Consider the following 20,305-nt stretch of genomic DNA (forward strand, 5'->3'; position numbering starts at 1 on the left):
ATGAGCAAGACCTACGACCCCGTGACTCCGCACACCGTGGCCTTCATCGGCCTGGGCGTGATGGGCGCGCCAATGGCCGGCCACCTGCAGCGCGCCGGTCACCGCGTGAGCGTCTACAACCGCACCGCCGCCAAGGCCCAGGCCTGGGCCGCCGAGCACGGCGGCACCTGGGCGCCCACGCCGCGCGAGGCGGCCAAGGGGGCGCAGATCGTCTTTGCCTGCGTGGGCAATGACGACGACCTGCGCTCGGTGGTGCTGGGCCCCGACGGCGCCTTCGCCGGCATGGCACCGGGCGCGATCTTCGTCGACCACACCACCGCCTCGGCCGAGGTGGCGCGCGAGCTCCATGCGGCCGCCCAGAAGCGCGACCTGCACTTCATCGATGCGCCGGTCTCCGGCGGTCAGGCCGGTGCGGTCAACGGCGTGCTCACCGTGATGTGCGGCGGCGACGCCGCGCCCTTCGAGCAGATCCGCCCGGTGGCCATGGCCTTTGCCAAGGCCGTCACCCGCGTCGGCGAGAGCGGCGCGGGCCAGCTGGCCAAGATGGTCAACCAGATCTGCATTGCCGGGCTGGTGCAGGGCCTGTCGGAAGCCATCGCCTTCGGCCAGAAGGCCGGCCTGGACATGAAGCAGGTGCTCGAGGTGATCGGCAAGGGTGCCGCGCAGAGCTGGCAGATGGACAACCGCGGCAAGACCATGGTGGATGACCAGTTCAACTTCGGCTTCGCGGTCGACTGGATGCGCAAGGACCTGGGCCTGGTGCTCGACGAGGCCCGGCGCAACGGCGCGCGGGTGCCGGTGACCGCGCTGGTCGACCAGTTCTATGCCGATGTGCAGGGCCAGGGCGGCGGCCGCTGGGACACCTCCAGCCTGATCCGCCGGCTGCGCTGAGGCGCGGGCCGGGCGGCCCGCCAGCGCGGCTGCTCAGCGCTTCTCGGTGGAGAGCGCCTTGAGTTCGTCCTCGGTCAGCGTCTCGAAGACCTTGACCACCTTGGCCACGCCGGACACGCCCCGCGCCACGTCGGTGGCGCGCGTGGCTTCGCGCTCGGTCACGCGGCCCAGCAGGTAGACCACGCCGCGCTCGGTGACCACCTTCACCGCGGTCACCGGCAGGTCGTTGGCATCGATCAGCGCCGCCTTGACGCGGCTGGTGATGATCAGGTCGTTGGAGCGCGCGGTCATCGAGGTGATGCCCATCACCGCGCTCTCGTTGACCACCGAGCGCACGTTCTCGACCTTGGCCACCACCTCCTCGACCGCGGCACGGTCGCCATCGGTGGCCACCTCGCCGGTGACCAGCGCGATGCGGTTGTAGCTGGTGACGTTCAGGTGGGCCTTGTCGCCCAGGCGCTCGCGCAGGCGCGCGGCGGCCTTGATCTCGATGCCCTCGTCCTCGAGCTGGGTGCCGGTGGTGCGGCGGTCCTTGTACATCAGCGCACCGCCCACGGCGGCACCGCCCAGCAGCAGCGGCGCGCAGCCGGCCAGCAGGCCGCTCAGGGCCAGCGCCGATAGCAGGACACGCGTGGACACACGGTGTTGGAGGGGGTTCATCACGGGGATCTCCTCAGGGGCTCAGGGCTCATCGGCCTCGCCCAGCAATTGCACATCGATCGCGTCGCACAGCGCATGCAGCGCCAGCAGCAGCAGTTCCATCGCGCGCGGGCCACCGTTGACCGGCGCGGCGATCCAGACGTCGGATTCGGACAGCAGCGAGGCCCAGGGGGCGGCCAGGCCGGCACCGAGCAGCACGACATTGAGGTCGCGCTGGTGCGCCTCGTCCAGCGCGGCCTGGGCGGCCGGGTCCTCGTCGGCCAGGCTGAACAGCAGCAGCAGGTCGCCGCCCTGCCCCAGCGCGGCCACCGACTGCGCCAGCGCCCGCGGTCCCGGCAGCGCGCCGTCGCCCAGCAGGCAGGCGGCCAGCGGCGGGCGTTCGCGCTCGAAGCCCTGCTGCAGGGCGCTGGCGGCGGCGCGCGCCAGCCAGCGCGCCCGGCCCTCGCCGGCCACCAGCAGCTTGCCGCCGCCGGTCAGGCAGGCGACGATCAACTGCGCGGCGTCGGCGATCGGCCGCGCCATGGGTTCGGCCACCTGGTAGAGCTGGTCGGCGCTCTCGAAGAAGTGCTGCTGGATCCGGGGTTCGAGCATGGGCCGCCATGATAAGCGGCGCACCGGGGTCTAGCCGGCATCGAAGGCAGCGCGCAGCCACTGCAGCTGCTCGCCGTCGATCGCCACCACGTCGAAGCGGCAGCGCGGCGGCGCCGCCAGGCGCAGCAGGTAGGCCTGGGCGGCCCGCACGATGCGGGCCTGCTTGGCCGCGGTGATGCTGGCCGCCGCGCCGCCCTGCTCGGCGCGGGCCCGGGCACGCACCTCGACGAAGACCAGCGTGCCGTCGCGCTCGCGCAGGATCAGGTCGATCTCGCCGCCAGCGCGCGAGCGGCCCGGCGCGAACCGATAATTGCGCTCGACGAGCCGCAGGCCCTGCGCCTGCAGGTAGGCCAGGGCACGGTCCTCGGCCTGGGCGCCGCTGGCCTGCGTCGCCTGTCCACTGCGCGCACCGGAACCCCACCGCCAGACCATGTCCCTCCCCGCCTCTGAGCTGCTGGCCACCGCCCGGCAGGCCGCCGGCCACCAGCACTGGCCCTCCGGCGCACTGTACGTGGTGGCCACGCCGATCGGCAACCTGGCCGACTTCACGCTGCGCGCCATCCACGCGCTGGCCCTGGCCGACGCCGTGGCCTGCGAGGACACCCGCGTCAGCGCCGGACTGCTGCGCCACCTGGGCCTGGACAAGCCGCTGCTGGCGGTGCACGAGCACAACGAGCGCGAGGCCGCCGAGCGGGTGCTGGAGCGCCTGGCCCGCGGCGAGCGCGTGGCCTATGTCAGCGACGCCGGCACGCCGGCGATTTCCGACCCCGGGGCCTGGCTGGTGGCACGGGTGCGGGCGGCCGGCCATGCAGTGCACGCGCTGCCCGGTGCCAGCGCGGTGGTCACCGCGCTCAGCGCGGCCGGTGACGGTCCGCTGCCCGGACAGACCGGCAGCTTTGTCTTTGCCGGTTTTCTGCCCGCCAAGGGCCGCGATCGCAGCGCCCGCCTGCGCGCGCTGGCGGACGAGCCGCGCAGCGTGGTGCTGTTCGAGGCGCCGCACCGCATCGAGGCGCTGGCCGATGAGCTGGCCCAGGCCTGTGGCGACCGCACGCTGACGCTGTGCCGCGAGCTGACCAAGCAGTTCGAGCAGGTTCACACCCTGGTCGCCGCCCAGGCCCCGGCCTGGCTGGCCGAGGAGGCCTCGCGCCGCCGCGGAGAGTTCGTGGTGGTGCTGCATGCCCAGGCGCAGCCGGTCGTCACCGACGACGCGGTGCCCGAGGCCGCGCGCCGCCAGCTGCAGGTGCTGATGCGCGAGCTGCCGCTGAAGCAGGCGGTGGCGCTGGCGGTGGAGCTCTGCGGCCTGCCGCGCAACCTGCTCTACGACGAGGCCCTGCGGCTCAAGGGCGACTGAGCGGCCTGACACTTCGCCCGATCACTTGGCGGGCTGCGCCTGGGGCTTGTCGGTGTCGTTCTTGACGCGGTGGATGACCTTGCTTTGGTGGTCCTGGCGCGCCTCGATCTTGGCCTGTTCGGCGGCGCTCAGCTTGCCATCGGCGGCGGCCCGGTCCTCGGCGGCGGAGATGCGCCTCTGGCCACGCACGAGCTTGCGCTTCTCATGGTGCGTCAGCGAGCCGTCTGCCTTGCCCTGCTGGATGCGCTGCTCCTGGTTGGCCTGGCGCTGGTCGATGCGGGCGGCGCCCGAGGCGGCGGTGGCCGTGGCGGTCTGGGCCATGGCACCGGCGGACAGGGCCAGCATCAGGGCGCCGAAGAGGGTGCGGGTGGAGGGGGTCTGCATGTTCAATCTCCTTGTTCAACAGATGCCAGCCTGTGTGGCACCATGCGCAGACAACGCAGGCCGACCGGGCCCGGACCACAGCGAGTTTGCAAAGAAATGTTGACGCCCTTCTCCGCCACCCCTCTTGCCGCCACCTCCCGCGCCACCACGCAGGAGCGCCTGGCCGTCGCCAGCAGCCTGCTGCTCGAGCCCCATGCGCTGGATGAAGTCCACCTGGCGCGCGCGCTGTCGGTGATCGGCGAACACCGTGTCGACGATGCCGACCTGTACTTCCAGTACACCCGCCACGAGGGCTGGAGCCTGGAGGAAGGCATCGTCAAGAGCGGCAGCTTCTCGATCGACCAAGGCGTGGGCGTGCGCGCCGTGGCGGGTGAGAAGACCGCCTTCGCCTATTCGGATGAGCTGTCCGAGGCCGCGCTGCTCGATGCCGCGCGCACCGTGCGCACGATCGCTGCCGCCGGCCAGAGCCGGCGCGTCAAGGTGGGCGCGCCCAAGGTGGCGCCCAGCCGGCTGCTCTACGCGCCGCTGGACCCGATCGCCACGCTCGACAGCACGCAGAAGGTGGCGCTGCTCGAGAAGGTCGAGCGCATGGCCCGCGCCAAGGACCCGCGCATCGTGCAGGTGATGGCCGGCCTGGCCGCCGAGTACGACGTGGTGATGGTGGCGCGCACCGACGGCACCCGCGCCGCCGATGTCCGCCCGCTGGTGCGCCTGTCGGTCACCGTGATCGCCGAGCAGGGCGATCGCCGCGAGGTGGGCACCGGCGGCGGCGGCGGCCGCTTCGGCCTGGGCTACTTCCAGGACAGCCACCTGACCGAGTACGTGGACCAGGCGGTGAACGCCGCGCTGACCAACCTGGAATCACGCCCCGTGCCGGCCGGCGAGATGACGGTGGTGCTGGGCGCGGGCTGGCCCGGCGTGATGCTGCACGAAGCCGTGGGCCACGGCCTGGAGGGCGACTTCAACCGCAAGGGCTCGTCCACCTTCAGCGGCCGCATCGGCCAGCGCGTGGCGGCCAAGGGCGTCACCGTGCTCGATGACGGCACGCTGGCCGACCGCCGCGGTTCGCTCAACATCGACGACGAGGGCCATGCCACGCAGCGCAATGTGCTGATCGAGGACGGCATCCTGCGCGGCTACATCCAGGACAGCATGAACGCCCGCCTGATGGGCGTGAAGCCCACCGGCAATGGCCGCCGCGAGAGCTACGCCCACGTGCCGATGCCGCGCATGACCAACACCTACATGCTGGCCGGCAGCACGCCGCGCGAGGAGATCGTCGCCAGCATCAAGCGCGGCCTGTACGCCACCAACTTCGGTGGCGGCCAGGTCGATATCACCAGCGGCAAGTTCGTCTTCTCGGCGTCCGAGGCCTACTGGGTCGAGAACGGCCGCATCCAGTACCCGGTCAAGGGCGCCACGCTGATCGGCAACGGGCCCGACGCGATGAAGCGCGTCAGCATGATCGGCAACGACCTGGCGCTGGACTCCGGCGTGGGCACCTGCGGCAAGGACGGCCAGAGCGTGCCGGTGGGCGTGGGCCAGCCGACGCTGCGCATCGACGGCCTGACCGTCGGTGGCACGGCCTGATCCCTTCGCCCTTCTTTTCCGTCCCCCCTGGAGCCGCCATGTGGTCCCCTTTCGGCAAGAACAAGCCCGGCTCCAAACCGGTGGTCGGCTCCGGTGTCGGGCCGGCGCCCGCCACGGACGCACCGCTGGCCATCGGCCTGCCCCAGGCCAGCGAGGCGGTGAACAAGGCCGTGGCCGGCGGCTGCCAGCTCGACCTGACGGCGCGCGTGTCGCCGCTGGTGCGGGTGAACCACCAGATGCGCGGCACCAAACTGTCGGCCCGCTACGGTGAGTTCCTCCAGAACAGCAAGCCGGCCCAGATGCAGGTGGTGGAACAGCTGGTGCCGCTGCTGACCGTGCCGCGCCGGCCATCGGCCGCCGAGCGCTGGGCCGAGCAGCAGGACAACGAGGCCGCCGCCCGTGCGCTGCTGCGCGAGGTGCCGCCCAACGAGTGGGGCTACTTCATGCCGCTGGCGCCGGGGCTGGGCACGCTGGGCGCGGTGGGCAGCCTGACGGTGCCGCAGGCCACCTCCCGCTGGCGCAGCCTGTACCGGTTGAACTTCATCATGGACGGCGTCAGCCAGCTGGTGGGCGGGCGCCTGGACGGCCTGTCGCTGCTGGACATCGCCTGCAACTGGGGCGCCTTCGCGATCGAGGCGGCACTGCGCGGCGCGCAGGAGGTGGACGGCTTCGACATCCGCACCCAGAACATCGAGCGGGCGCGCCGCCTGTCCGGGTACTTCGGCACCGAAGCCAACACCCGCTTCTCGGTGGCCGATGTCTACGAGTTCCAGCCCCAGCGCACCTATGACATCGTGCTGAACCTGGGCCTGATGTACCACATCACCAAGCCCTACGAGCTGGTGCGGGCCACGCATGCGCTGTGCAAGCACATGGCGGTGTTCGACACCGTGGTGCACCGCGAGCCCTTCTCGGGCTTCATCCTGGGCACCGGCGAGCACGCCCCCGAACACGCCGCCACCGCCACCGGCTGCGAGCTGCACCCCACCTACCGCGCGCTGATCGAGCTGGCCTACCTGGCCGGCTTCAAGGAAGTCATCGAGCTGCAGGGCGAGCCTGATCCCGCCTGGGCCGGCTTCAAGACCGACCCCTACGGCGTCGGTCAGCGGCGCTGCATCGTCGCCTTCAAGTGAGCACGCCTCCCGCTGCGCCGGCCGGGGCGTCGGGCACCGCGCCCGCGATCTCGGTGCAGGACAAGGGCCAGCGCAATGTCATCGAGATTCCGCCCGACCTGCGAGGCGAGCTCAAGCTCATGATCAACGGTCACGACAACCAGGTGCGCATCGGCGCCGGCGTCAAGCTGACGCGTTGTCGCCTGGACATCCGCGGCCACCATTGCACCATCGAGATCGGCCAGGGCTGCCAGCTGGCCGGGGGCTTCGTGTGCCGCGCCAGCCACACGCGGCTGCTGATCGGCGACAAGACCACGATGATGGGCGCCACGATCACGTTGCACGAGCCGGGCACGATCCGCATCGGCACGGACTGCATGTTCGCGGCCGAGGTCCGGATGGACACCAGCGACATGCACAGCATCATCGACGTGGCCACGGGGCGGCGCATCAACCCGCCCGGCGACCTCGAGATCGGCGAACACGTGTGGCTGGGCTTCGGCACCTACGTGCTCAAGGGTGCACGCATCGGCGCCCACAGCATCGTGGGCGCCCGCGCCGTGGTCTCCGGCGAGGTTCCGCCGAACAGCCTGGCTGTCGGCGTGCCGGCCCGGGTGGTGCGCAGTGGCGTCAGCTGGGACCGCCGCCTGCTGCCCCTGTCCGAGGACGACTGACGCGGCCGCCGCCGCCCCTTCGCTCCGACCTCAGGGCCAGGCCGTCGGCGGCATCTGCGCATCCAGCTGGGCGATCACCGCCGCATGCGCCGGCGAGGCCGCCAGGTTGCGCAGCTCGCCGGGGTCGGCGATCACGTCGTAGAGCTCCTGCTCGCCGTTGGCATAGCGGATGTAGCGCCATTGCGCGGTGCGGATCGCATAGTCCAGGCCGGTGCTCTGCAGCGCATCGGCCTGGCGGCGAGTGATCAGCACCGGGCGCTCCCAGGCCTGCGCCGGGTTGCTCAGCAGCGGCTGCAGGCTCTGGCCGTCCATCGAATAGGCCGGCGTCAGGCCATGCAGGCCCAGCAGGGTGGGTGCCAGGTCGGCCAGGCTGACCGGGGCGTTGACCACCGCCCCCGTCGTCTGGCCAGGCCGGCGGATCAGGAAGGGCACCCGGGTCGCGTGCTCCCACAGCGCCATCTTGTGCCAGTGGAACTTCTCGCCCAGCATGAAGCCGTGGTCGCTCCAGAAGACCACCGTGGTGGTGTCGGCGTGCGGGCTGGCCGCCAGCGCGGCCAGCAGTCGGCCGATCTGCGCATCGACCCAGCTGATGCTGGCCAGGTAGCCGCGCACCGCCGAGGCCCACAGGCCCTGGCGCACGATGCAGTTGTGCATGTCAAAGCGCAGCGCGGTGGCGCGGCCTTCCGGGCCCAGATCGTCCAGGTCGTCCGGCGGGGCGTAGGGCAGCTGGATGCTGCCCAGCGGGTAGAGGTCGAAGTAGCGCTGCGGCACATACCAGCCGGTGTGGGTGCGGGTGAAGCCCACCGACAGGAAGAAGGGCTGGTCGGCACCGTGCTGGTTCAGGAAATCGATGCCGGCCTGCGCGTACTGGTAGTCGGGCTGGTTGTTGTCCTCGCCGCGCGCCGGTCCCCAGTCGAAGCCGTTCTCGCCCACCGGTGCCGGGCACTGCTTGTTGGTGTAGGGCATCGGACTGGGCAGGGGCGTGGGCACCACCGACCAGATGTGGTCGATCTTGCCGAAGCGCTCGACGGTGTAGCCGGCGCTGGCGAACTGCTGGTCGACCGTCTGCTTGCCGGGGTTGACGCTGCTGAAGGTGGCCGTGTTGTCGACCACCCCCGTGCGGCGTGGCAGCAGGCCCGACAGCACGCCTGCGCGCGCTGGCGAGCACACCGGTGCGGTGCAGTAGGCCCGCCGGAACACGGTGGAGCGGGCCGCCAGCGCATCCAGCGCCGGCGTGCGCACCTGGGGGTGGCCGCCCAGGAAGCCGACCCAGTCGTTCAGGTCGTCCACCGCGATCATCAGCACATTGCCGCTGATGGGCGGCGGCGGCGGGGGCGAGGGCGTGGCCGATCCGCCACCACCGCCGCAGGCCGTGGCCAGACCGCTCCAGCCGGCCAGGTGCAGCCAGCGCCGTCGGTTGATCAGCCCGGCCGGTGGCGGGGCGGGGTCACTGCTCATCGGGGCCTTTCCACCCACGCGGGTGTCGGATCGGGCGACAGTCTAGGGCCTGTCCCGGACTGCAGATGATGCTAGACTTGGGTCATACGTTGCGCATCGGCCTACTTTTTTGCGTACTTTTGGTTCTCGCCCCGATCGGCGGCTGGAGAGGCAATCGCGCGCAACTGAGACCAAGCGAACACCCCCAGAAAACCGCCGGAACCCCCGGCGGTTTTTTTTCGCCGGTCGGCCCCCAGCACCCACCCAGGAGAAGACCTCGATGAACGCCAAAGCCACCCACGAGCACTGGTCGGGCTATCCGCCCGGAGAACGCACCAGCCAGACCGACGACCAGCGCATCGAGGAGGTGACCCCCTTGCCGCCGCCTGAACACCTGATCCGCTTCTTCCCCATCGCCGGCACGCCGGTCGAGCAGATGGTGAAGGCCACCCGCGAGACCATCCGCCGCATCATGACCGGCAAGGACGACCGGCTGCTGGTCATCATCGGCCCCTGCTCGATCCACGACCCGGCCGCCGCGGTGGAGTACGCCCGCCGCCTGAAGGCCCAGCGCGAGAAGTTCAAGGACACGCTGGAGATCGTGATGCGCGTGTACTTCGAGAAGCCGCGCACCACCGTGGGCTGGAAGGGCCTGATCAACGACCCCTACCTCGATGAGAGCTACCGCATCGACGAGGGCCTGCGCATCGCCCGCCAGCTGCTGGTCGAGATCAACCGCCAGGGCGTGCCTGCGGGCAGCGAGTTCCTCGACGTGATCAGCCCGCAGTACATCGGCGACCTGATCAGCTGGGGCGCGATCGGCGCGCGCACCACCGAGAGCCAGGTGCACCGCGAGCTGGCCAGCGGCCTGTCGGCCCCGGTGGGCTTCAAGAACGGCACCGACGGCAACATCCGCATCGCCACCGACGCCATCCAGGCCGCCGGCAAGCCGCACCACTTCCTGTCGGTGCACAAGAACGGCCAGGTGGCCATCGTCGAGACGCGCGGCAACAAGGACTGCCACGTCATCCTGCGCGGCGGCAAGGCGCCCAACTACGACGCCGCCAGCGTGGCCGCGGCCTGCAAGGAACTCGAGGCCGCCAAGCTGCCCGGCACGCTGATGGTCGACTGCAGCCACGCCAACTCGAGCAAGCAGCACCAGCGCCAGCTGGATGTGGCGCGCGACATCGGCACGCAAGTCGCCGGCGGCAGCCGCCAGGTCTTCGGCGTGATGATCGAAAGCCACCTGCAGGCCGGCGCCCAGAAGTTCAGCCCCGGCAAGGACGACCCGGCCCAGCTGACCTACGGCCAGAGCATCACCGACGCCTGCCTGGGCTGGGACGACTCGATCGATGCGCTGCAGGTGCTGAGCGACGCGGTCAAGGCGCGGCGGCGCTGAAGTTCGCGCAAACCATGACGCGCCACCTCACACCCTGAACTAGGATCTCGCATCCACAACAGGTTCAAGGGAGAGTTGCCATGTCGCGTCTGAAGTCGTTCGCGTGTGCCGTCGCACTCGGTGTCAGCCTGTTGTCGACGGTCGCGCAGGCGGCCGACGTGCGCATCAGCGCTCGGTCGACGCTGGCCGCGCCGGACGATGCGGGTTGGCAGGCATCGCTGTCTGCGCTGTGGAGTCGCTTGACCGGTCGTTGACGGCCACCGGCCACCCAGCGGTGGTCCATCGGGCTTGAATGGCGCAGCGCGCCAAGCCCGGCAAGCGCCATCAAGGCGCGGCGGCGCTGAGCGCCTGGGCCTCGCGGAACCAGCGCTGCAAGGCGCCGGGGATCTGGCCATCGGGGTGCAGTGCGTTCCACAGGCGCAGGGCCTGGCGGCCGCGTTCGCGTGCATCGTCACGGCGACCCTGCGCGGCCAGCGCCTGGCCCTCGGTGCTCAGGGCCTGGGCCAGCTGCCAGCCCCGGGCAGCGTTGCTGGTGGCGTCGTCGCCCTGCATGATCGCCACGACCTGGGCGGCACGGTGTGCGGCCTCGGCCGGGTCCTGCGACAGGCGCAGCCGCGCTGACCAGAGCAGCGCGTCGGCCCACCAGCGCTGGACGTAGAAGTCGTGGCCGCCCTGGGCACGACGCGACAGGGCTTCGGCGGCGGTGTCGATGCGCTGCCGCGCCTCGGCGGGCTGGCCGGCATCGATCAGCAACCGCCCCTGCAGCAGCCCCAGCAGCACGCGGTCGCGTTGCAGCACCTCGTTGCCCGGGTCCTCGGCGGACAATGCGCGCATCGTCGCCTCGGCCTCGTTCAGCCGGGCGCGGCCCTCGGCGTTGTGTCCTGCCTGATTCAGTGCCACGCCGCGCACCACCCGGGCCATCGCGGTCTGGTGGCGGAAGTGCGAACTCTGCGGCGCACGCCGAGCGGCCTCGTCACGCAGCGCCACCGCCTGCGCGGTGTGAGCCAGGGCCAGCGCGTTGTCACCGCGCAGCACACCCACGCTGCCCAGGCCGTGGTGGGCCCAGGCGGTCTGGTGCACCCACTCGACTTCACCCGGCTCGCGGGCGCGCATGCGCTCGAAGATCGCCAGTGCCTGCTGCCACAACTGCAGCGCCTCCTCCGTGCGTCCCAGGTTGGACGCGGCCACGCTGCCGCCGGTGAGCACCGCGCGCCGGCCCAGCACCGTGGCCTGGCGCGACAGGGTCTGCAGGTCATCGGGCTTCTGGGCCACGATGCGCTCGACCAGGCGACTGGCCTCGGCCAGCGCCTCGTTCGCCGGAATCAACCGACCCTGGCGCAGCAGCAGGTCGCTGTGCAGCAGCCGCAGGTCGACCGCTTTGTCCAGCGCCGGCACATCGGCCTGCGGCAGATACAGCGGCAGCAGCGCCAGCGCCTTCTCGGCGCTGTGCAGCGCATCGTCGGGCCGCTCCTGGCCAGGCGAGAAGGACTCGCCCTGCAGCACCGCCAGGCGGAACCAGGCCTCGGCCAGCTCGCGGGCCAGCCCGGCGTCATCCGCCACGTCGCGCGCCAGCGCGTCGAGGTAGCCGGCGGCGTCCTGCAGCAGCGCATCGCGCACCGCGGTGGCCCCGGGCAGGTGGGCGATCTGGTCGTGGTACTTGAAGACCATCTGGTTGGCCAGCTGGCGCACCTGGGCGAAGCGGGCCTCGGCGCGTTGGCGTTGCCGATCGGCCTCGTGGGCCTGCCAGGTGGCGACGCCGACCCCAGCCACCAGGGACGACAAGGCCAACGCCGCCGCCGCACTGGCCGCCCGGTGGCGCAGCACGAAGCGGCTGAGCAGGTAGCCGGCGCTGGGCGCGCGCGCACTGACCGGCAGCCCCGCCAGGTGGGCCCGCACATCCGCCGCGAACGCATCCACGCTGGGGTAGCGCGCCGCCGGGGCCTTGTCCAGGGCCTTGAGCAGGATGTTGTCCAGGTCGCCCTTCAGGCGCTTGCGCGTGGCCATCCACTGCGGGTCGGTCACCAGCCCGGGGCTCAGCGCGCTGGGCCGCGTGGGCTCTTCCTCCAGCACGCTGCGGGCGGCTTCCTGCGGCGTCGTCGCGTGTCTGCCGTAGGGCCGCAGCCCGGTGAGCATCACGTACAGCAGCACGCCCAGGCTGTAGATGTCGGTCAGCGTGCCCACCGGCTCGCCGCGCACCTGCTCGGGGCTGGCGTAGTTGGGCGTGTAGGGCCGCGGGCCGGCGCCGGTGTGCTCGCCCTCGGCCGGGTCCAGCGCCTTGGCGATGCCGAAGTCCAGCAGCTTGACCTGGCCGTCCTCGGTGACCAGCACGTTGCTGGGCTTGAGGTCGCGGTGCACCAGCAGCTGCCGGTGGGCGAAGGCCACCGCGTCGGCCAGTTGCAGGAACAGCGCCAGCCGCGCCTCCAGCGCCAGGCCCTCGCAGGCCTGGTCGATCGGGCGGCCGCGCACCAGCTCCATCACGAAGTAGGGCAGCCCGCTGGCGCTGCGCCCGGCGTCCAGCAGGTGGGCGATGTGCGGGTGGTTCAGCCGCGCCAGCGCGCGCTGCTCCAGCGCGAAGCGCGCCAGCACCGCGGCCGAGTCCATGCCGCGCTTGAGCACCTTGACCGCCGCCTCGCCGTCCCAGGCGCCGTCGGCGCGGCGCGCGCGCATCACTTCGGCCATGCCGCCCGCGCCCAGCGGGCCGACGATCTCCCAGGCCCCCAGGCGCTCGCCGGGCTGCAGCAGCGGCGGCGCTGCGGCCGGCTCGGTCGGGGCCAGGAAGTCGTCGGTCGTCGCCTCACTCAGTGCGCGCTCGTGCGCCAGCAGGCTCAGCACCTCGTCCTGCACCGCCGCGTCGGCCCCGCTGGCGCGCACGAAGGCCTCGCGCGCCGCCTGCGGATGCTCCAGCGCCGACTCGAACAGCGCCTTGACCTGCGGCCAGTGGGTGTCGCCGGCGGTCATGGCAGGCTACAGACCGATCGGTTCGCCGCGCGCCAGCGCATCGCGGCGGCGCAGGTGCTCGCCGTTGAGCGCCAGCAGCGCGTCGGCCGCCTGGTAGTGCTGCAGCGCGCGCTGGCGCCAGGCGGGGGCGGCGGCGGGCTCGGCCGCCGCCATCACGAGCGCCGACTCGGCCAGGTTGAGCAGCGCATCGCGGGCCTTGGGCTCGCGCGAGAGCGGCTCCAGGATGGCCTGGCTCTGGCGCAGCTGCGTCAGGGCCTCGTCGCGCCGTTGCAGCCCCAGCAGCGCGACCGCACGGTAGATGCCCAGCCAGGCCCACAGGCGCTCAGGGTGTGGCCCGGGCTTGGCCTCGCGCTGGCGCTGCCAGTAGGCCAGCGCGCTGTCGAGTACCGGCAGCGCGTCGGCCGAGCGGCCGACCAGCGCCAGTGCCCGCCCATGGTGCTGGGCCACGCGCGGCAGGTTCTCGGCCCATTTGCTCTGCGGGCCGTTCTCGGCGGCCAGGCGCTGCACCGTGTCCCAGGCCGCCTGGCTGGCCAGCACGGCACGCGCGGGCTGGTCGGCACGCATCAGGATCACCGCGGCATTGGTGGCCTCGGTGACCAGCTCGTCGCGCCGGCCGGTGTGGAAAGGCTCGGCCTGCACCGCGCGCAGGCGCTGCTGCCAGGCGGCTTCGGCGTCACCGCGCGAGGCGTCGAGCCGGCCCAGCCGCGCATGGGTGATCGCCCGCGCCCCGAGCAGCGTGCCCAGCAGCGGCGCCAGGCTGGCGTCGCCGTCGCGCTCCAGGCGGCGCAAGGCCTGCTCGGCCTGGCCGTACAGCGCCAGCGCGTCTTCGGGGCGGTTCAGGCTGGCCACGGTCTGCTGGTCGAAGAACTGCGCCTCGACGATCTGCAGCGAGGCGCGCTGCACCTGCAGGTCGCGCTGCTCGGCCGGTGGCAGGCGCTGCAGCCGCTGGTCGATCAGCGCCATCGCCTCCTCCAGCGTCTTCAGGCCCTGCTCGGGCTGGCCGTCGGCGCGCTGCGCGCGGGCCCGGATCTGCAGCGCCTGCGACAGCGCCAGGCTCAGCGCGGCGTCGTCGGGCCGCGCCAGCAGCACCTGCCGGGCCAGCGTGATCGCGTGCTCGGCGTGCTGGCGCGCCTCGCCCATCTTGCTGAGCGACACGCCGCCGTCGTCGCCACCCACCTGGGCCAGGCGGGCGTAGACGCCGGCCAGCAGGGCCAGCCATTCGGCATCGTCGCCGGCCTCCTGTTCGACCTCGCTGAGCTGGCCCAGCAGGCCCTTGAGCAGGTTCTCCTTGACCACCAGGCCGCCGGGCAGATAGGTGACAGCATCGGCGTAGCGCAGCACCACGTCGCGGCTCAGGCCGCGCAACTGCTCCAGGCGCTGGCCAGCGACATGGGCCTGCCAGCCGGCCACACCGGCGCCCACCACCAGGGACACCGCCGCCAGCGCCGCCGCCGCACTGGCCGCCCGGTGGCGCAGCACGAAGCGGCTGAGCAGGTAGCCGGCGCTGGGCGCGCGTGCGCTGACCGGCAGCCCCGCCAGGTGCGCCCGCACATCCGCCGCGAACGCATCCACGCTGGGGTAGCGCGCCGCCGGGGCCTTGTCCAGGGCTTTCAGCAGGATGTTGTCCAGGTCGCCCTTCAGCCGCTTGCGCGTGGCCATCCACTGCGGGTCGGTCACCAGGCCGGGGCTCAGCGCGCTGGGCCGCGTGGGCTCTTCCTCCAGCACGCTGCGGGCGGCTTCCTGCGGCGTCGTCGCGTGTCTGCCGTAGGGCCGCAGCCCGGTGAGCATCACGTACAGCAGCACGCCCAGGCTGTAGATGTCGGTCAGCGTGCCCACCGGCTCGCCGCGCACCTGCTCGGGGCTGGCGTAGTTGGGCGTGTAGGGCCGCGGGCCGGCGCCGGTGTGCTCGCCCTCGGCCGGGTCCAGCGCCTTGGCGATGCCGAAGTCCAGCAGCTTGACCTGGCCGTCCTCGGTGACCAGCACGTTGCTGGGCTTGAGGTCGCGGTGCACCAGCAGCTGCCGGTGGGCGAAGGCCACCGCGTCGGCCAGTTGCAGGAACAGCGCCAGCCGCGCCTCCAGCGCCAGGCCCTCGCAGGCCTGGTCGATCGGGCGGCCGCGCACCAGCTCCATCACGAAGTAGGGCAGCCCGCTGGCGCTGCGCCCGGCGTCCAGCAGGTGGGCGATGTGCGGGTGGTTCAGCCGCGCCAGCGCGCGCTGCTCCAGCGCGAAGCGCGCCAGCACCGCGGCCGAGTCCATGCCGCGCTTGAGCACCTTGACCGCCGCCTCGCCGTCCCAGGCGCCGTCGGCGCGGCGCGCGCGCATCACTTCGGCCATGCCGCCCGCGCCCAGCGGGCCGACGATCTCCCAGGCCCCCAGGCGCTCGCCGGGCTGCAGCAGCGGCGGCGCTGCGGCCGGCTCGGTCGGGGCCAGGAAGTCGTCGGTCGTCGCCTCACTCAGTGCGCGCTCGTGCGCCAGCAGGCTCAGCACCTCGTCCTGCACCGCCGCGTCGGCCCCGCTGGCGCGCACGAAGGCCTCGCGCGCCGCCTGCGGATGCTCCAGCGCCGACTCGAACAGCGCCTTGACCTGTTGCCAGTGTTCGCCCGTGTGCACGCTCATCCTTCCGCCGCCAACGGCCGTCGGCGCCAGTGTACGCAGGGCCGGCGCGCGCGGCCCGCCGCCATCACTTCAGGCCGTTGGTGAAGATGGTGGTGCCATCGACAGGCGACACGCCCCAGGCCTGGCCCAGACCCATGGCCGGCTTGTCGGCCACGTCCAGGTGGCCCTTGCCGACGATGAAGTACACCAGCTTGCCCACCGGGCCGGCCGTCTTGTCCATGCAGATCGAGGTCACGGTCTGCTTGGCGTCCTTGTAGGTGATGGCGCCATCCGCGCCGATCACGAGCTTGGCCGTGCCGGACTTGGTGAAGGTGCCGCCGCCGTCATAGGACCCCTCATCGCCGTTGAAGGTGCCGGCATAGGCCTTGAGATCATCCAGCGTGGGCGCCACCACGGCACCGGCCACATAGGCCTTGGTGTCGCAGTCGGCCGCCACGCCGTCGGCGGCTGCGGTGCTGTCACCGCCGCCACAGGCGGTCAGGCTCAGCAGGGCGGCCATCGTGAGGGCCAGCGTCAGCGGTCGGGTCATCGTGTGCATCGTGGGTACCAGGTGAGGTGCCAGACGCCGCCGATCGGCGCTGTGCACTTGATCACATACGCCGCGCTGGCGCGTGCAGTGGCTCACCCGCACGCTAGACTCGGGTGTCGTCCCCCCAAGATGCCGTGTTCGACACCATGTCGGCGCCCGACCCTTCCCTGACGCAGTGGCTCAGCCAGTTCGCGGGTCCCGATCCCGAGGCCGGCCAGCGCCTGTTCGAAAGCCTCTACGAGGACCTGCGGCGCATGGCGCGCAACCACATGCGCAAGGAAGCCGCCGGCCACACCCTCAGCGCCACCGCGCTGACGCATGAGGCCTGGTTCCGCATGGCCGAGCAGACCCGCACCCAGTGGCGCAACCGGGCGCACTTCCTGGCGGTCAGCTCCACGATGATGCGGCGCATCCTGATCAACCACGAGCAGGCCCGGCGCGCCAACAAGCGCGATGCCGAACTGACCAGCCTGACCGTCTCGGGCCTGGAGTCGCTGGCCCTGCCACCTGACCGGGACTTGATCGCGGTCAACGATGCCTTGCTGGCCTTCGAGACGGTCGACCCGCGCGCTGCCAAAGTGGTGGAGTTGCGCTTCTTCGGTGGCCTGGAGATCGACGAGATTGCGGAGGTGCTGGCGGTCTCCCCCGCCACCGTCAAGCGCGACTGGACGCTGGCCAAGTCCTGGCTCCACCGAGAACTCAGCCACAGCCCCCCTTCCGCCTCCCCGAAAGAGTGACCATGCGCCACGACCTGCTGATCCAGTTCGACGACCAGACCACGGTGGAGATCGCCGTCGATGCGGCCCAACTGCCCGACCCGCTGGACGCGCGCCGCTGGCTGGACGAGGAATTCACCCGCCGCGAATGCGAGCCGCTGCGCCCCAGCGGCAAGCTGCTGACCACCGACAAGCTGCTGGTGCTGGCGCAGGAGATCGGCCCCGCCGGGTTTGCCGATGAGGCGCTGCGCCTGGCCTTCGCGCGCGCGGTGCTGGGTCAGCTGCAGCGCCCGGCGGTGACGATCAACCTGCAGACGATGAAGGTCAGCTGAGCGACGCGCGCCTGACGGCTCAGGCGCCGCCGTCGCGCTGCAGCCGCTCGCTGCGCCAGTAGACGTCGTCGCCGCCCAGGCCGTCGAGGTTGGCGCGGTTGAGCACCCGGGCCAGCACGAACAGCAGGTCCGACAGCCGGTTCAGGTACTGGCGTGGCGCCTCGTTGACCGGCTCGGCCGCGGCCAGCGCCACCACCGCGCGCTCGGCGCGGCGGGCGATGGTGCGGCCCACATGGGCCAGCGCGGCGCTGCGGGTGCCGGCCGGCAGGATGAACTCGGCCAGGCGCGGCAGCGTGGCGTTGTAGTGCGCCAGCGCCTCGTCCAGGCGCAGCACCGCCTCGTCCTTGAGCAGCGTGAAGCCTGGAATGGACAGCTCGCCGCCCAGGTTGAACAGCTCGTGCTGGATCACCACCAGCAGCTCGCGCACATCGGGCGGCAGCGGCTCGGCGAGCAGCACGCCGAGCTGGGAGTTGAGTTCATCGACATCGCCCATCGCGGCGATGCGCGCGTGGGTCTTCGGCACCCGTTGCCCGTCGCCGAGCCCGGTGGTGCCGTCGTCGCCGGTGCGGGTGGCGATCTGGGTGAGACGGTTGGCCATGGCGGCGATGGTAGCCGCCCGGCCAGGGCCGCACGCTCAGCGGGGTCGGCGCACCACCTGGATCGGGGCCTCGCCGCAGTCGCCACAGCCGCCGCAGCCCGCGCCGCTGCCACCGGCCGCGCGCTGCACGGCGCGCCAGCGGCCCAGGCCGGGCCAGCGCAGCAGGCGCCGCGCCAGCGCACGGCGCCAGGCGGCGGGCATCAGCGACCAGGTGGCATAGACCCCGCAGACGGCGACGATGGCCCCCACGATCAGCGTTTGCATGGTGTTCAGCCTCCCCAGGCCAGCGCGACCCGGTACGTGACGAAGGCGGCCGCATAGCCCAGCGCGAACTGGTAGCCGGCCATGATCAGCGGGTAGCGCCAGTGGTTGGTCTCGCGCCGCACGGTGGCCAGCGTGGACAGGCACTGCGGCGCGAAGATGAACCAGGCGATCAGCGCATAGGCGGTGGCCGGCGACCACTGCGCGGCCAGCAGCGGGGTCAGCGCGTCGGCCACCGCGTCGCCGCTGGCCGACAGCGCGTAGACCGTGCCCAGCGCGCCCACCACCACCTCGCGCGCCGCCAGGCCGGGGATCAGCGCGATGCAGATCTGCCAGTTGAAGCCGATCGGCGCGAACACCCACTCCAGCGCCCGCCCGATCTGGCCGGCCAGGCTGTAGGTGATGGGTGCGGCGCTGGCGCCCTCGGGCGGCGCCGGCCAGGTGGCCAGGAACCACAGCACCACGGTCAGCGCGAAGATGATGGTGCCCACGCGCAGCAGGAAGATGCGCGCGCGCTCCCACAGCCCGATCGCCAGCGTGCGCGGGCTGGGCCAGCGGTAAGGCGGCAGCTCCAGCATCAACGGCTGGTAGCGGCTTTTCAGCCAGGTGCGTTTCAGTGCCCAGCCCACCGCCGCCGCCGAGGCCACGCCCGCCACGTACAGGCCGAACATCACCAGGCCGCGCAGGTCCAGAAAGCCCCCCGGCCCGACACCGCGCTCGGGCACGAAGGCGCCGATCAGCAGGGTGTAGACCGGCAGCCGCGCCGAGCAGGTCATCAGCGGCGCCAGCATGATGGTGGCCAGGCGGTCGCGCCAGTGGGTGATGCTGCGCGTGGCCATGATGCCGGGCACCGCGCAGGCGAAGCTGGAGAGCATCGGGATGAAGGCCCGGCCCGACAGGCCCACCTTGCCCATCAGCGTGTCGAGCAGGAAGGCGGCGCGCGGCAGGTAGCCCGAGTCCTCCAGCGCCAGGATGAAGGCGAACAGGATCAGGATCTGCGGCAGGAAGACCAGCACGCCGCCGGCGCCGGCCAGCACGCCGTCGATCAGCAGGCTCTTCAGCGGCCCCGGGTCCATGCCGGCCTCGACCAGGCCGGCCAGCGCGGCCACGCCGTCCTCGATCAGGCCCTTGGGTGCCTCGGCCCAGGTGAACACCGCCTGGAACATCACGAACAGCAGGCCGGCCAGGATCAGCAGGCCCCAGACCGGGTGCATCAGCCAGGCGTCCAGGCGCGGGTGAAAGCGCGTGGCCGGCGCGGCGCCGCTGGCCACCAGGGCCAGCAGGCGGCGCACCTCGTTCTGCAGTGCGCGGGCGTCGGGGGTCTCGACGTGGTGGCCGTCGACATGCTGGTGCACCGGCGGCAGGTCACGCGCCAGCTCGGCCAGCAGCGCCTCGTGGCCGTGGCTGGCGATGGCCACGGTCTCGACCACCGGACAGCCCAGCTCCTCGGCCAAGCGCTCGCGGTCCAGCCGCAGGCCCTGCTGGCGCGCGGTGTCCATCATGTTCAGCGCCACCAGCATCGGCCGGCCGATGCGGCGCAGCTCCAGCACCAGGCGCAGGTTCATGCGCAGGTTGGTGGCGTCGACCACGGCGACGATCAGGTCGGGCGCTTCCTCGCCCGCGCGGCGGCCCTCGATCACCTCGAGCGTGACCTCCTCGTCGGCCGACACCGGGTGCAGGCTGTAGGTGCCGGGCAGGTCGACCACCTGCACCGTGCTGCCGTCGGGCAGCCGGGCGATGCCCACCTTGCGCTCCACCGTGACGCCGCTGTAGTTGGCCACCTTCTGGCGCGCGCCGGTCAGGCGGTTGAACAGCGCCGTCTTGCCGCAGTTCGGGTTGCCCACCAGCGCCACCGAGCGCGGCGGCCCGGCGTGTGCGCGCGACAGCAGCGCGGCGTTCACGCGCCCTCGGGCAGGCGCACCTGCACGCAGCGGGCCTCGACCTGGCGCAGCGCGATCAAGGTGTCGCCAATGCACACCGCGATCGGCTCGCGACCGCCCGGCCCGCGGCGCAGCGCCTGCACCGGCTCGCCCGGCAGGAAACCCAGCTCGCCCAGGCGGCGCAACTGGTTGGCGTCCAGGTCAGCGGAGCGCTCCGCCAGGGCAGTCACGGTGGCATGGGCGCCGTCGGGCAGATCGGCCAGGTTCATGCGCCCGATTGTGCGCTTATCGAATGAGAATTGTTCGCATCACCAACCATGGCGGTC

At 72.0% G+C, this 20,305-nt stretch carries 21 protein-coding genes; 9 read left to right on the top strand and 12 right to left on the bottom strand.

From position 1 onward, the window contains the following. Positions 1-891: an NAD(P)-dependent oxidoreductase gene (locus KAK03_RS06620; RefSeq protein WP_210852635.1), complete on the top strand. Its 891-nt coding sequence runs from the start codon at positions 1-3 to the stop codon at positions 889-891. 33 nt (positions 892-924) lie between these two features. On the opposite strand, the gene KAK03_RS06625 is transcribed toward KAK03_RS06620, so the two are convergent. From KAK03_RS06625 to KAK03_RS06635, 3 genes are read right to left on the bottom strand one after another with little or no spacing between them, the layout of a single operon-like run. Further along, positions 925-1,551: a BON domain-containing protein gene (locus KAK03_RS06625; RefSeq protein WP_210852637.1), complete on the bottom strand. Its 627-nt coding sequence runs from the start codon at positions 1,549-1,551 to the stop codon at positions 925-927. A gap of 21 nt (positions 1,552-1,572) precedes the next feature. Continuing rightward, complete coding sequence (locus KAK03_RS06630; protein WP_210852639.1) at positions 1,573-2,142, bottom strand: SIS domain-containing protein; 570 nt, start codon at positions 2,140-2,142, stop codon at positions 1,573-1,575. A 30-nt stretch (positions 2,143-2,172) separates the two neighbouring features. Then, positions 2,173-2,574, bottom strand: coding sequence for a YraN family protein (locus tag KAK03_RS06635; protein WP_210852640.1), 402 nt, complete (start codon positions 2,572-2,574; stop codon positions 2,173-2,175). Between KAK03_RS06635 and rsmI the strand changes: the two genes are divergently transcribed. Continuing rightward, positions 2,573-3,493 carry a 16S rRNA (cytidine(1402)-2'-O)-methyltransferase gene (gene rsmI / locus KAK03_RS06640; RefSeq protein ID WP_210852642.1) on the top strand — a complete coding sequence of 307 codons (921 nt, stop codon included), beginning with the start codon at positions 2,573-2,575 and terminating at the stop codon, positions 3,491-3,493. The genes KAK03_RS06635 and rsmI overlap by 2 nt on opposite strands. A 21-nt stretch (positions 3,494-3,514) precedes the next feature. Here rsmI and KAK03_RS06645 read toward each other — a convergent pair whose 3' ends face one another. Continuing rightward, on the bottom strand, positions 3,515-3,877 hold the full coding sequence (locus tag KAK03_RS06645; protein WP_210852644.1) for a hypothetical protein: 363 nt from the start codon (positions 3,875-3,877) through the stop codon (positions 3,515-3,517). Positions 3,878-3,973: 96 nt separating this feature from the next. Between KAK03_RS06645 and tldD the strand changes: the two genes are divergently transcribed. From tldD to KAK03_RS25375, 3 genes are read left to right on the top strand one after another with little or no spacing between them, the layout of a single operon-like run. Continuing rightward, a complete protein-coding gene (tldD, locus tag KAK03_RS06650; protein ID WP_210852645.1) occupies positions 3,974-5,467 on the top strand; it encodes a metalloprotease TldD in 1,494 nt (497 codons plus the stop codon). Between the two features lie 38 nt (positions 5,468-5,505). Further along, entirely contained in the window at positions 5,506-6,600 is a 1,095-nt protein-coding gene (locus KAK03_RS06655) for a class I SAM-dependent methyltransferase (protein ID WP_210852647.1), read from the top strand. Beyond that, positions 6,597-7,253, top strand: coding sequence for an acyltransferase (locus KAK03_RS25375; RefSeq protein WP_210852649.1), 657 nt, complete (start codon positions 6,597-6,599; stop codon positions 7,251-7,253). Before KAK03_RS06655 ends, KAK03_RS25375 begins: the two co-directional genes overlap by 4 nt. Positions 7,254-7,283: 30 nt before the next feature. Here KAK03_RS25375 and KAK03_RS06665 read toward each other — a convergent pair whose 3' ends face one another. After that, entirely contained in the window at positions 7,284-8,711 is a 1,428-nt protein-coding gene (locus KAK03_RS06665) for a sulfatase (protein ID WP_210852651.1), read from the bottom strand. A gap of 259 nt (positions 8,712-8,970) precedes the next feature. On the opposite strand from KAK03_RS06665, the gene KAK03_RS06670 reads away from it, so the two are divergent. Then, positions 8,971-10,089 (top strand): 3-deoxy-7-phosphoheptulonate synthase, encoded by a 1,119-nt coding sequence (locus KAK03_RS06670; protein ID WP_210852653.1) that lies wholly within the window; start codon positions 8,971-8,973, stop codon positions 10,087-10,089. Positions 10,090-10,169: 80 nt separating this feature from the next. Continuing rightward, positions 10,170-10,343, top strand: a complete 174-nt coding sequence (locus KAK03_RS06675; protein ID WP_210852655.1) for a hypothetical protein — start codon at positions 10,170-10,172, stop codon at positions 10,341-10,343. Between the two features lie 70 nt (positions 10,344-10,413). Here the strand turns inward: KAK03_RS06675 and KAK03_RS06680 are convergent, their stop codons facing one another. The 3 genes from KAK03_RS06680 to KAK03_RS06690 form a co-directional block, all read right to left on the bottom strand. After that, positions 10,414-13,047 (bottom strand): serine/threonine-protein kinase, encoded by a 2,634-nt coding sequence (locus KAK03_RS06680; protein ID WP_210852658.1) that lies wholly within the window; start codon positions 13,045-13,047, stop codon positions 10,414-10,416. 6 nt (positions 13,048-13,053) lie between these two features. Further along, positions 13,054-15,663, bottom strand: a complete 2,610-nt coding sequence (locus tag KAK03_RS06685; RefSeq protein ID WP_210852659.1) for a serine/threonine-protein kinase — start codon at positions 15,661-15,663, stop codon at positions 13,054-13,056. 64 nt (positions 15,664-15,727) lie between these two features. Continuing rightward, positions 15,728-16,192: a hypothetical protein gene (locus tag KAK03_RS06690; protein ID WP_210852662.1), complete on the bottom strand. Its 465-nt coding sequence runs from the start codon at positions 16,190-16,192 to the stop codon at positions 15,728-15,730. Positions 16,193-16,305: 113 nt separating this feature from the next. On the opposite strand from KAK03_RS06690, the gene KAK03_RS06695 reads away from it, so the two are divergent. Further along, positions 16,306-16,929, top strand: a complete 624-nt coding sequence (locus KAK03_RS06695) for a sigma-70 family RNA polymerase sigma factor (RefSeq protein ID WP_210852664.1) — start codon at positions 16,306-16,308, stop codon at positions 16,927-16,929. A 2-nt stretch (positions 16,930-16,931) separates the two neighbouring features. Then, positions 16,932-17,240, top strand: a complete 309-nt coding sequence (locus tag KAK03_RS06700) for a hypothetical protein (protein WP_210852667.1) — start codon at positions 16,932-16,934, stop codon at positions 17,238-17,240. A gap of 19 nt (positions 17,241-17,259) precedes the next feature. Here KAK03_RS06700 and KAK03_RS06705 read toward each other — a convergent pair whose 3' ends face one another. From KAK03_RS06705 to KAK03_RS06720, 4 genes are read right to left on the bottom strand one after another with little or no spacing between them, the layout of a single operon-like run. After that, positions 17,260-17,838 (bottom strand): cob(I)yrinic acid a,c-diamide adenosyltransferase, encoded by a 579-nt coding sequence (locus KAK03_RS06705; RefSeq protein WP_210801597.1) that lies wholly within the window; start codon positions 17,836-17,838, stop codon positions 17,260-17,262. 36 nt (positions 17,839-17,874) lie between these two features. After that, complete coding sequence (locus tag KAK03_RS06710; protein ID WP_210852669.1) at positions 17,875-18,102, bottom strand: DUF6587 family protein; 228 nt, start codon at positions 18,100-18,102, stop codon at positions 17,875-17,877. Between the two features lie 5 nt (positions 18,103-18,107). Then, a complete protein-coding gene (gene feoB, locus KAK03_RS06715) occupies positions 18,108-20,000 on the bottom strand; it encodes a ferrous iron transporter B (RefSeq protein ID WP_310738495.1) in 1,893 nt (630 codons plus the stop codon). Beyond that, on the bottom strand, positions 19,997-20,248 hold the full coding sequence (locus tag KAK03_RS06720) for a FeoA family protein (protein WP_210852670.1): 252 nt from the start codon (positions 20,246-20,248) through the stop codon (positions 19,997-19,999). Before KAK03_RS06720 ends, feoB begins: the two co-directional genes overlap by 4 nt. Between the last annotated feature and the right edge of the window lie 57 nt (positions 20,249-20,305).

The sequence above is a fragment of the Ideonella alba genome, assembly GCF_018069845.1.
Classification (GTDB): domain Bacteria; phylum Pseudomonadota; class Gammaproteobacteria; order Burkholderiales; family Burkholderiaceae_C; genus Ideonella; species Ideonella alba.

What these genes read in the sequence shown, in the direction of transcription:
- KAK03_RS06675 (WP_210852655.1), top strand. Translation starts at nt 10,170, where the DNA reads ATGTCGCGTCTGAAGTCGTTCGCGTGTGCCGTCGCACTCGGTGTCAGC.
- KAK03_RS06670 (WP_210852653.1), top strand. Translation starts at nt 8,971, where the DNA reads ATGAACGCCAAAGCCACCCACGAGCACTGGTCGGGCTATCCGCCCGGA.
- KAK03_RS06690 (WP_210852662.1), bottom strand. Translation starts at nt 16,192, where the DNA reads ATGACCCGACCGCTGACGCTGGCCCTCACGATGGCCGCCCTGCTGAGC.
- KAK03_RS06705 (WP_210801597.1), bottom strand. Translation starts at nt 17,838, where the DNA reads ATGGCCAACCGTCTCACCCAGATCGCCACCCGCACCGGCGACGACGGC.
- KAK03_RS06630 (WP_210852639.1), bottom strand. Translation starts at nt 2,142, where the DNA reads ATGCTCGAACCCCGGATCCAGCAGCACTTCTTCGAGAGCGCCGACCAG.
- KAK03_RS06665 (WP_210852651.1), bottom strand. Translation starts at nt 8,711, where the DNA reads ATGAGCAGTGACCCCGCCCCGCCACCGGCCGGGCTGATCAACCGACGG.
- KAK03_RS06620 (WP_210852635.1), top strand. Translation starts at nt 1, where the DNA reads ATGAGCAAGACCTACGACCCCGTGACTCCGCACACCGTGGCCTTCATC.
- KAK03_RS06700 (WP_210852667.1), top strand. Translation starts at nt 16,932, where the DNA reads ATGCGCCACGACCTGCTGATCCAGTTCGACGACCAGACCACGGTGGAG.
- KAK03_RS06635 (WP_210852640.1), bottom strand. Translation starts at nt 2,574, where the DNA reads ATGGTCTGGCGGTGGGGTTCCGGTGCGCGCAGTGGACAGGCGACGCAG.
- rsmI (WP_210852642.1), top strand. Translation starts at nt 2,573, where the DNA reads ATGTCCCTCCCCGCCTCTGAGCTGCTGGCCACCGCCCGGCAGGCCGCC.
- KAK03_RS06685 (WP_210852659.1), bottom strand. Translation starts at nt 15,663, where the DNA reads ATGAGCGTGCACACGGGCGAACACTGGCAACAGGTCAAGGCGCTGTTC.
- KAK03_RS06625 (WP_210852637.1), bottom strand. Translation starts at nt 1,551, where the DNA reads ATGAACCCCCTCCAACACCGTGTGTCCACGCGTGTCCTGCTATCGGCG.
- KAK03_RS06645 (WP_210852644.1), bottom strand. Translation starts at nt 3,877, where the DNA reads ATGCAGACCCCCTCCACCCGCACCCTCTTCGGCGCCCTGATGCTGGCC.
- KAK03_RS06680 (WP_210852658.1), bottom strand. Translation starts at nt 13,047, where the DNA reads ATGACCGCCGGCGACACCCACTGGCCGCAGGTCAAGGCGCTGTTCGAG.
- tldD (WP_210852645.1), top strand. Translation starts at nt 3,974, where the DNA reads ATGTTGACGCCCTTCTCCGCCACCCCTCTTGCCGCCACCTCCCGCGCC.
- KAK03_RS06710 (WP_210852669.1), bottom strand. Translation starts at nt 18,102, where the DNA reads ATGCAAACGCTGATCGTGGGGGCCATCGTCGCCGTCTGCGGGGTCTAT.
- KAK03_RS06720 (WP_210852670.1), bottom strand. Translation starts at nt 20,248, where the DNA reads ATGAACCTGGCCGATCTGCCCGACGGCGCCCATGCCACCGTGACTGCC.
- KAK03_RS06655 (WP_210852647.1), top strand. Translation starts at nt 5,506, where the DNA reads ATGTGGTCCCCTTTCGGCAAGAACAAGCCCGGCTCCAAACCGGTGGTC.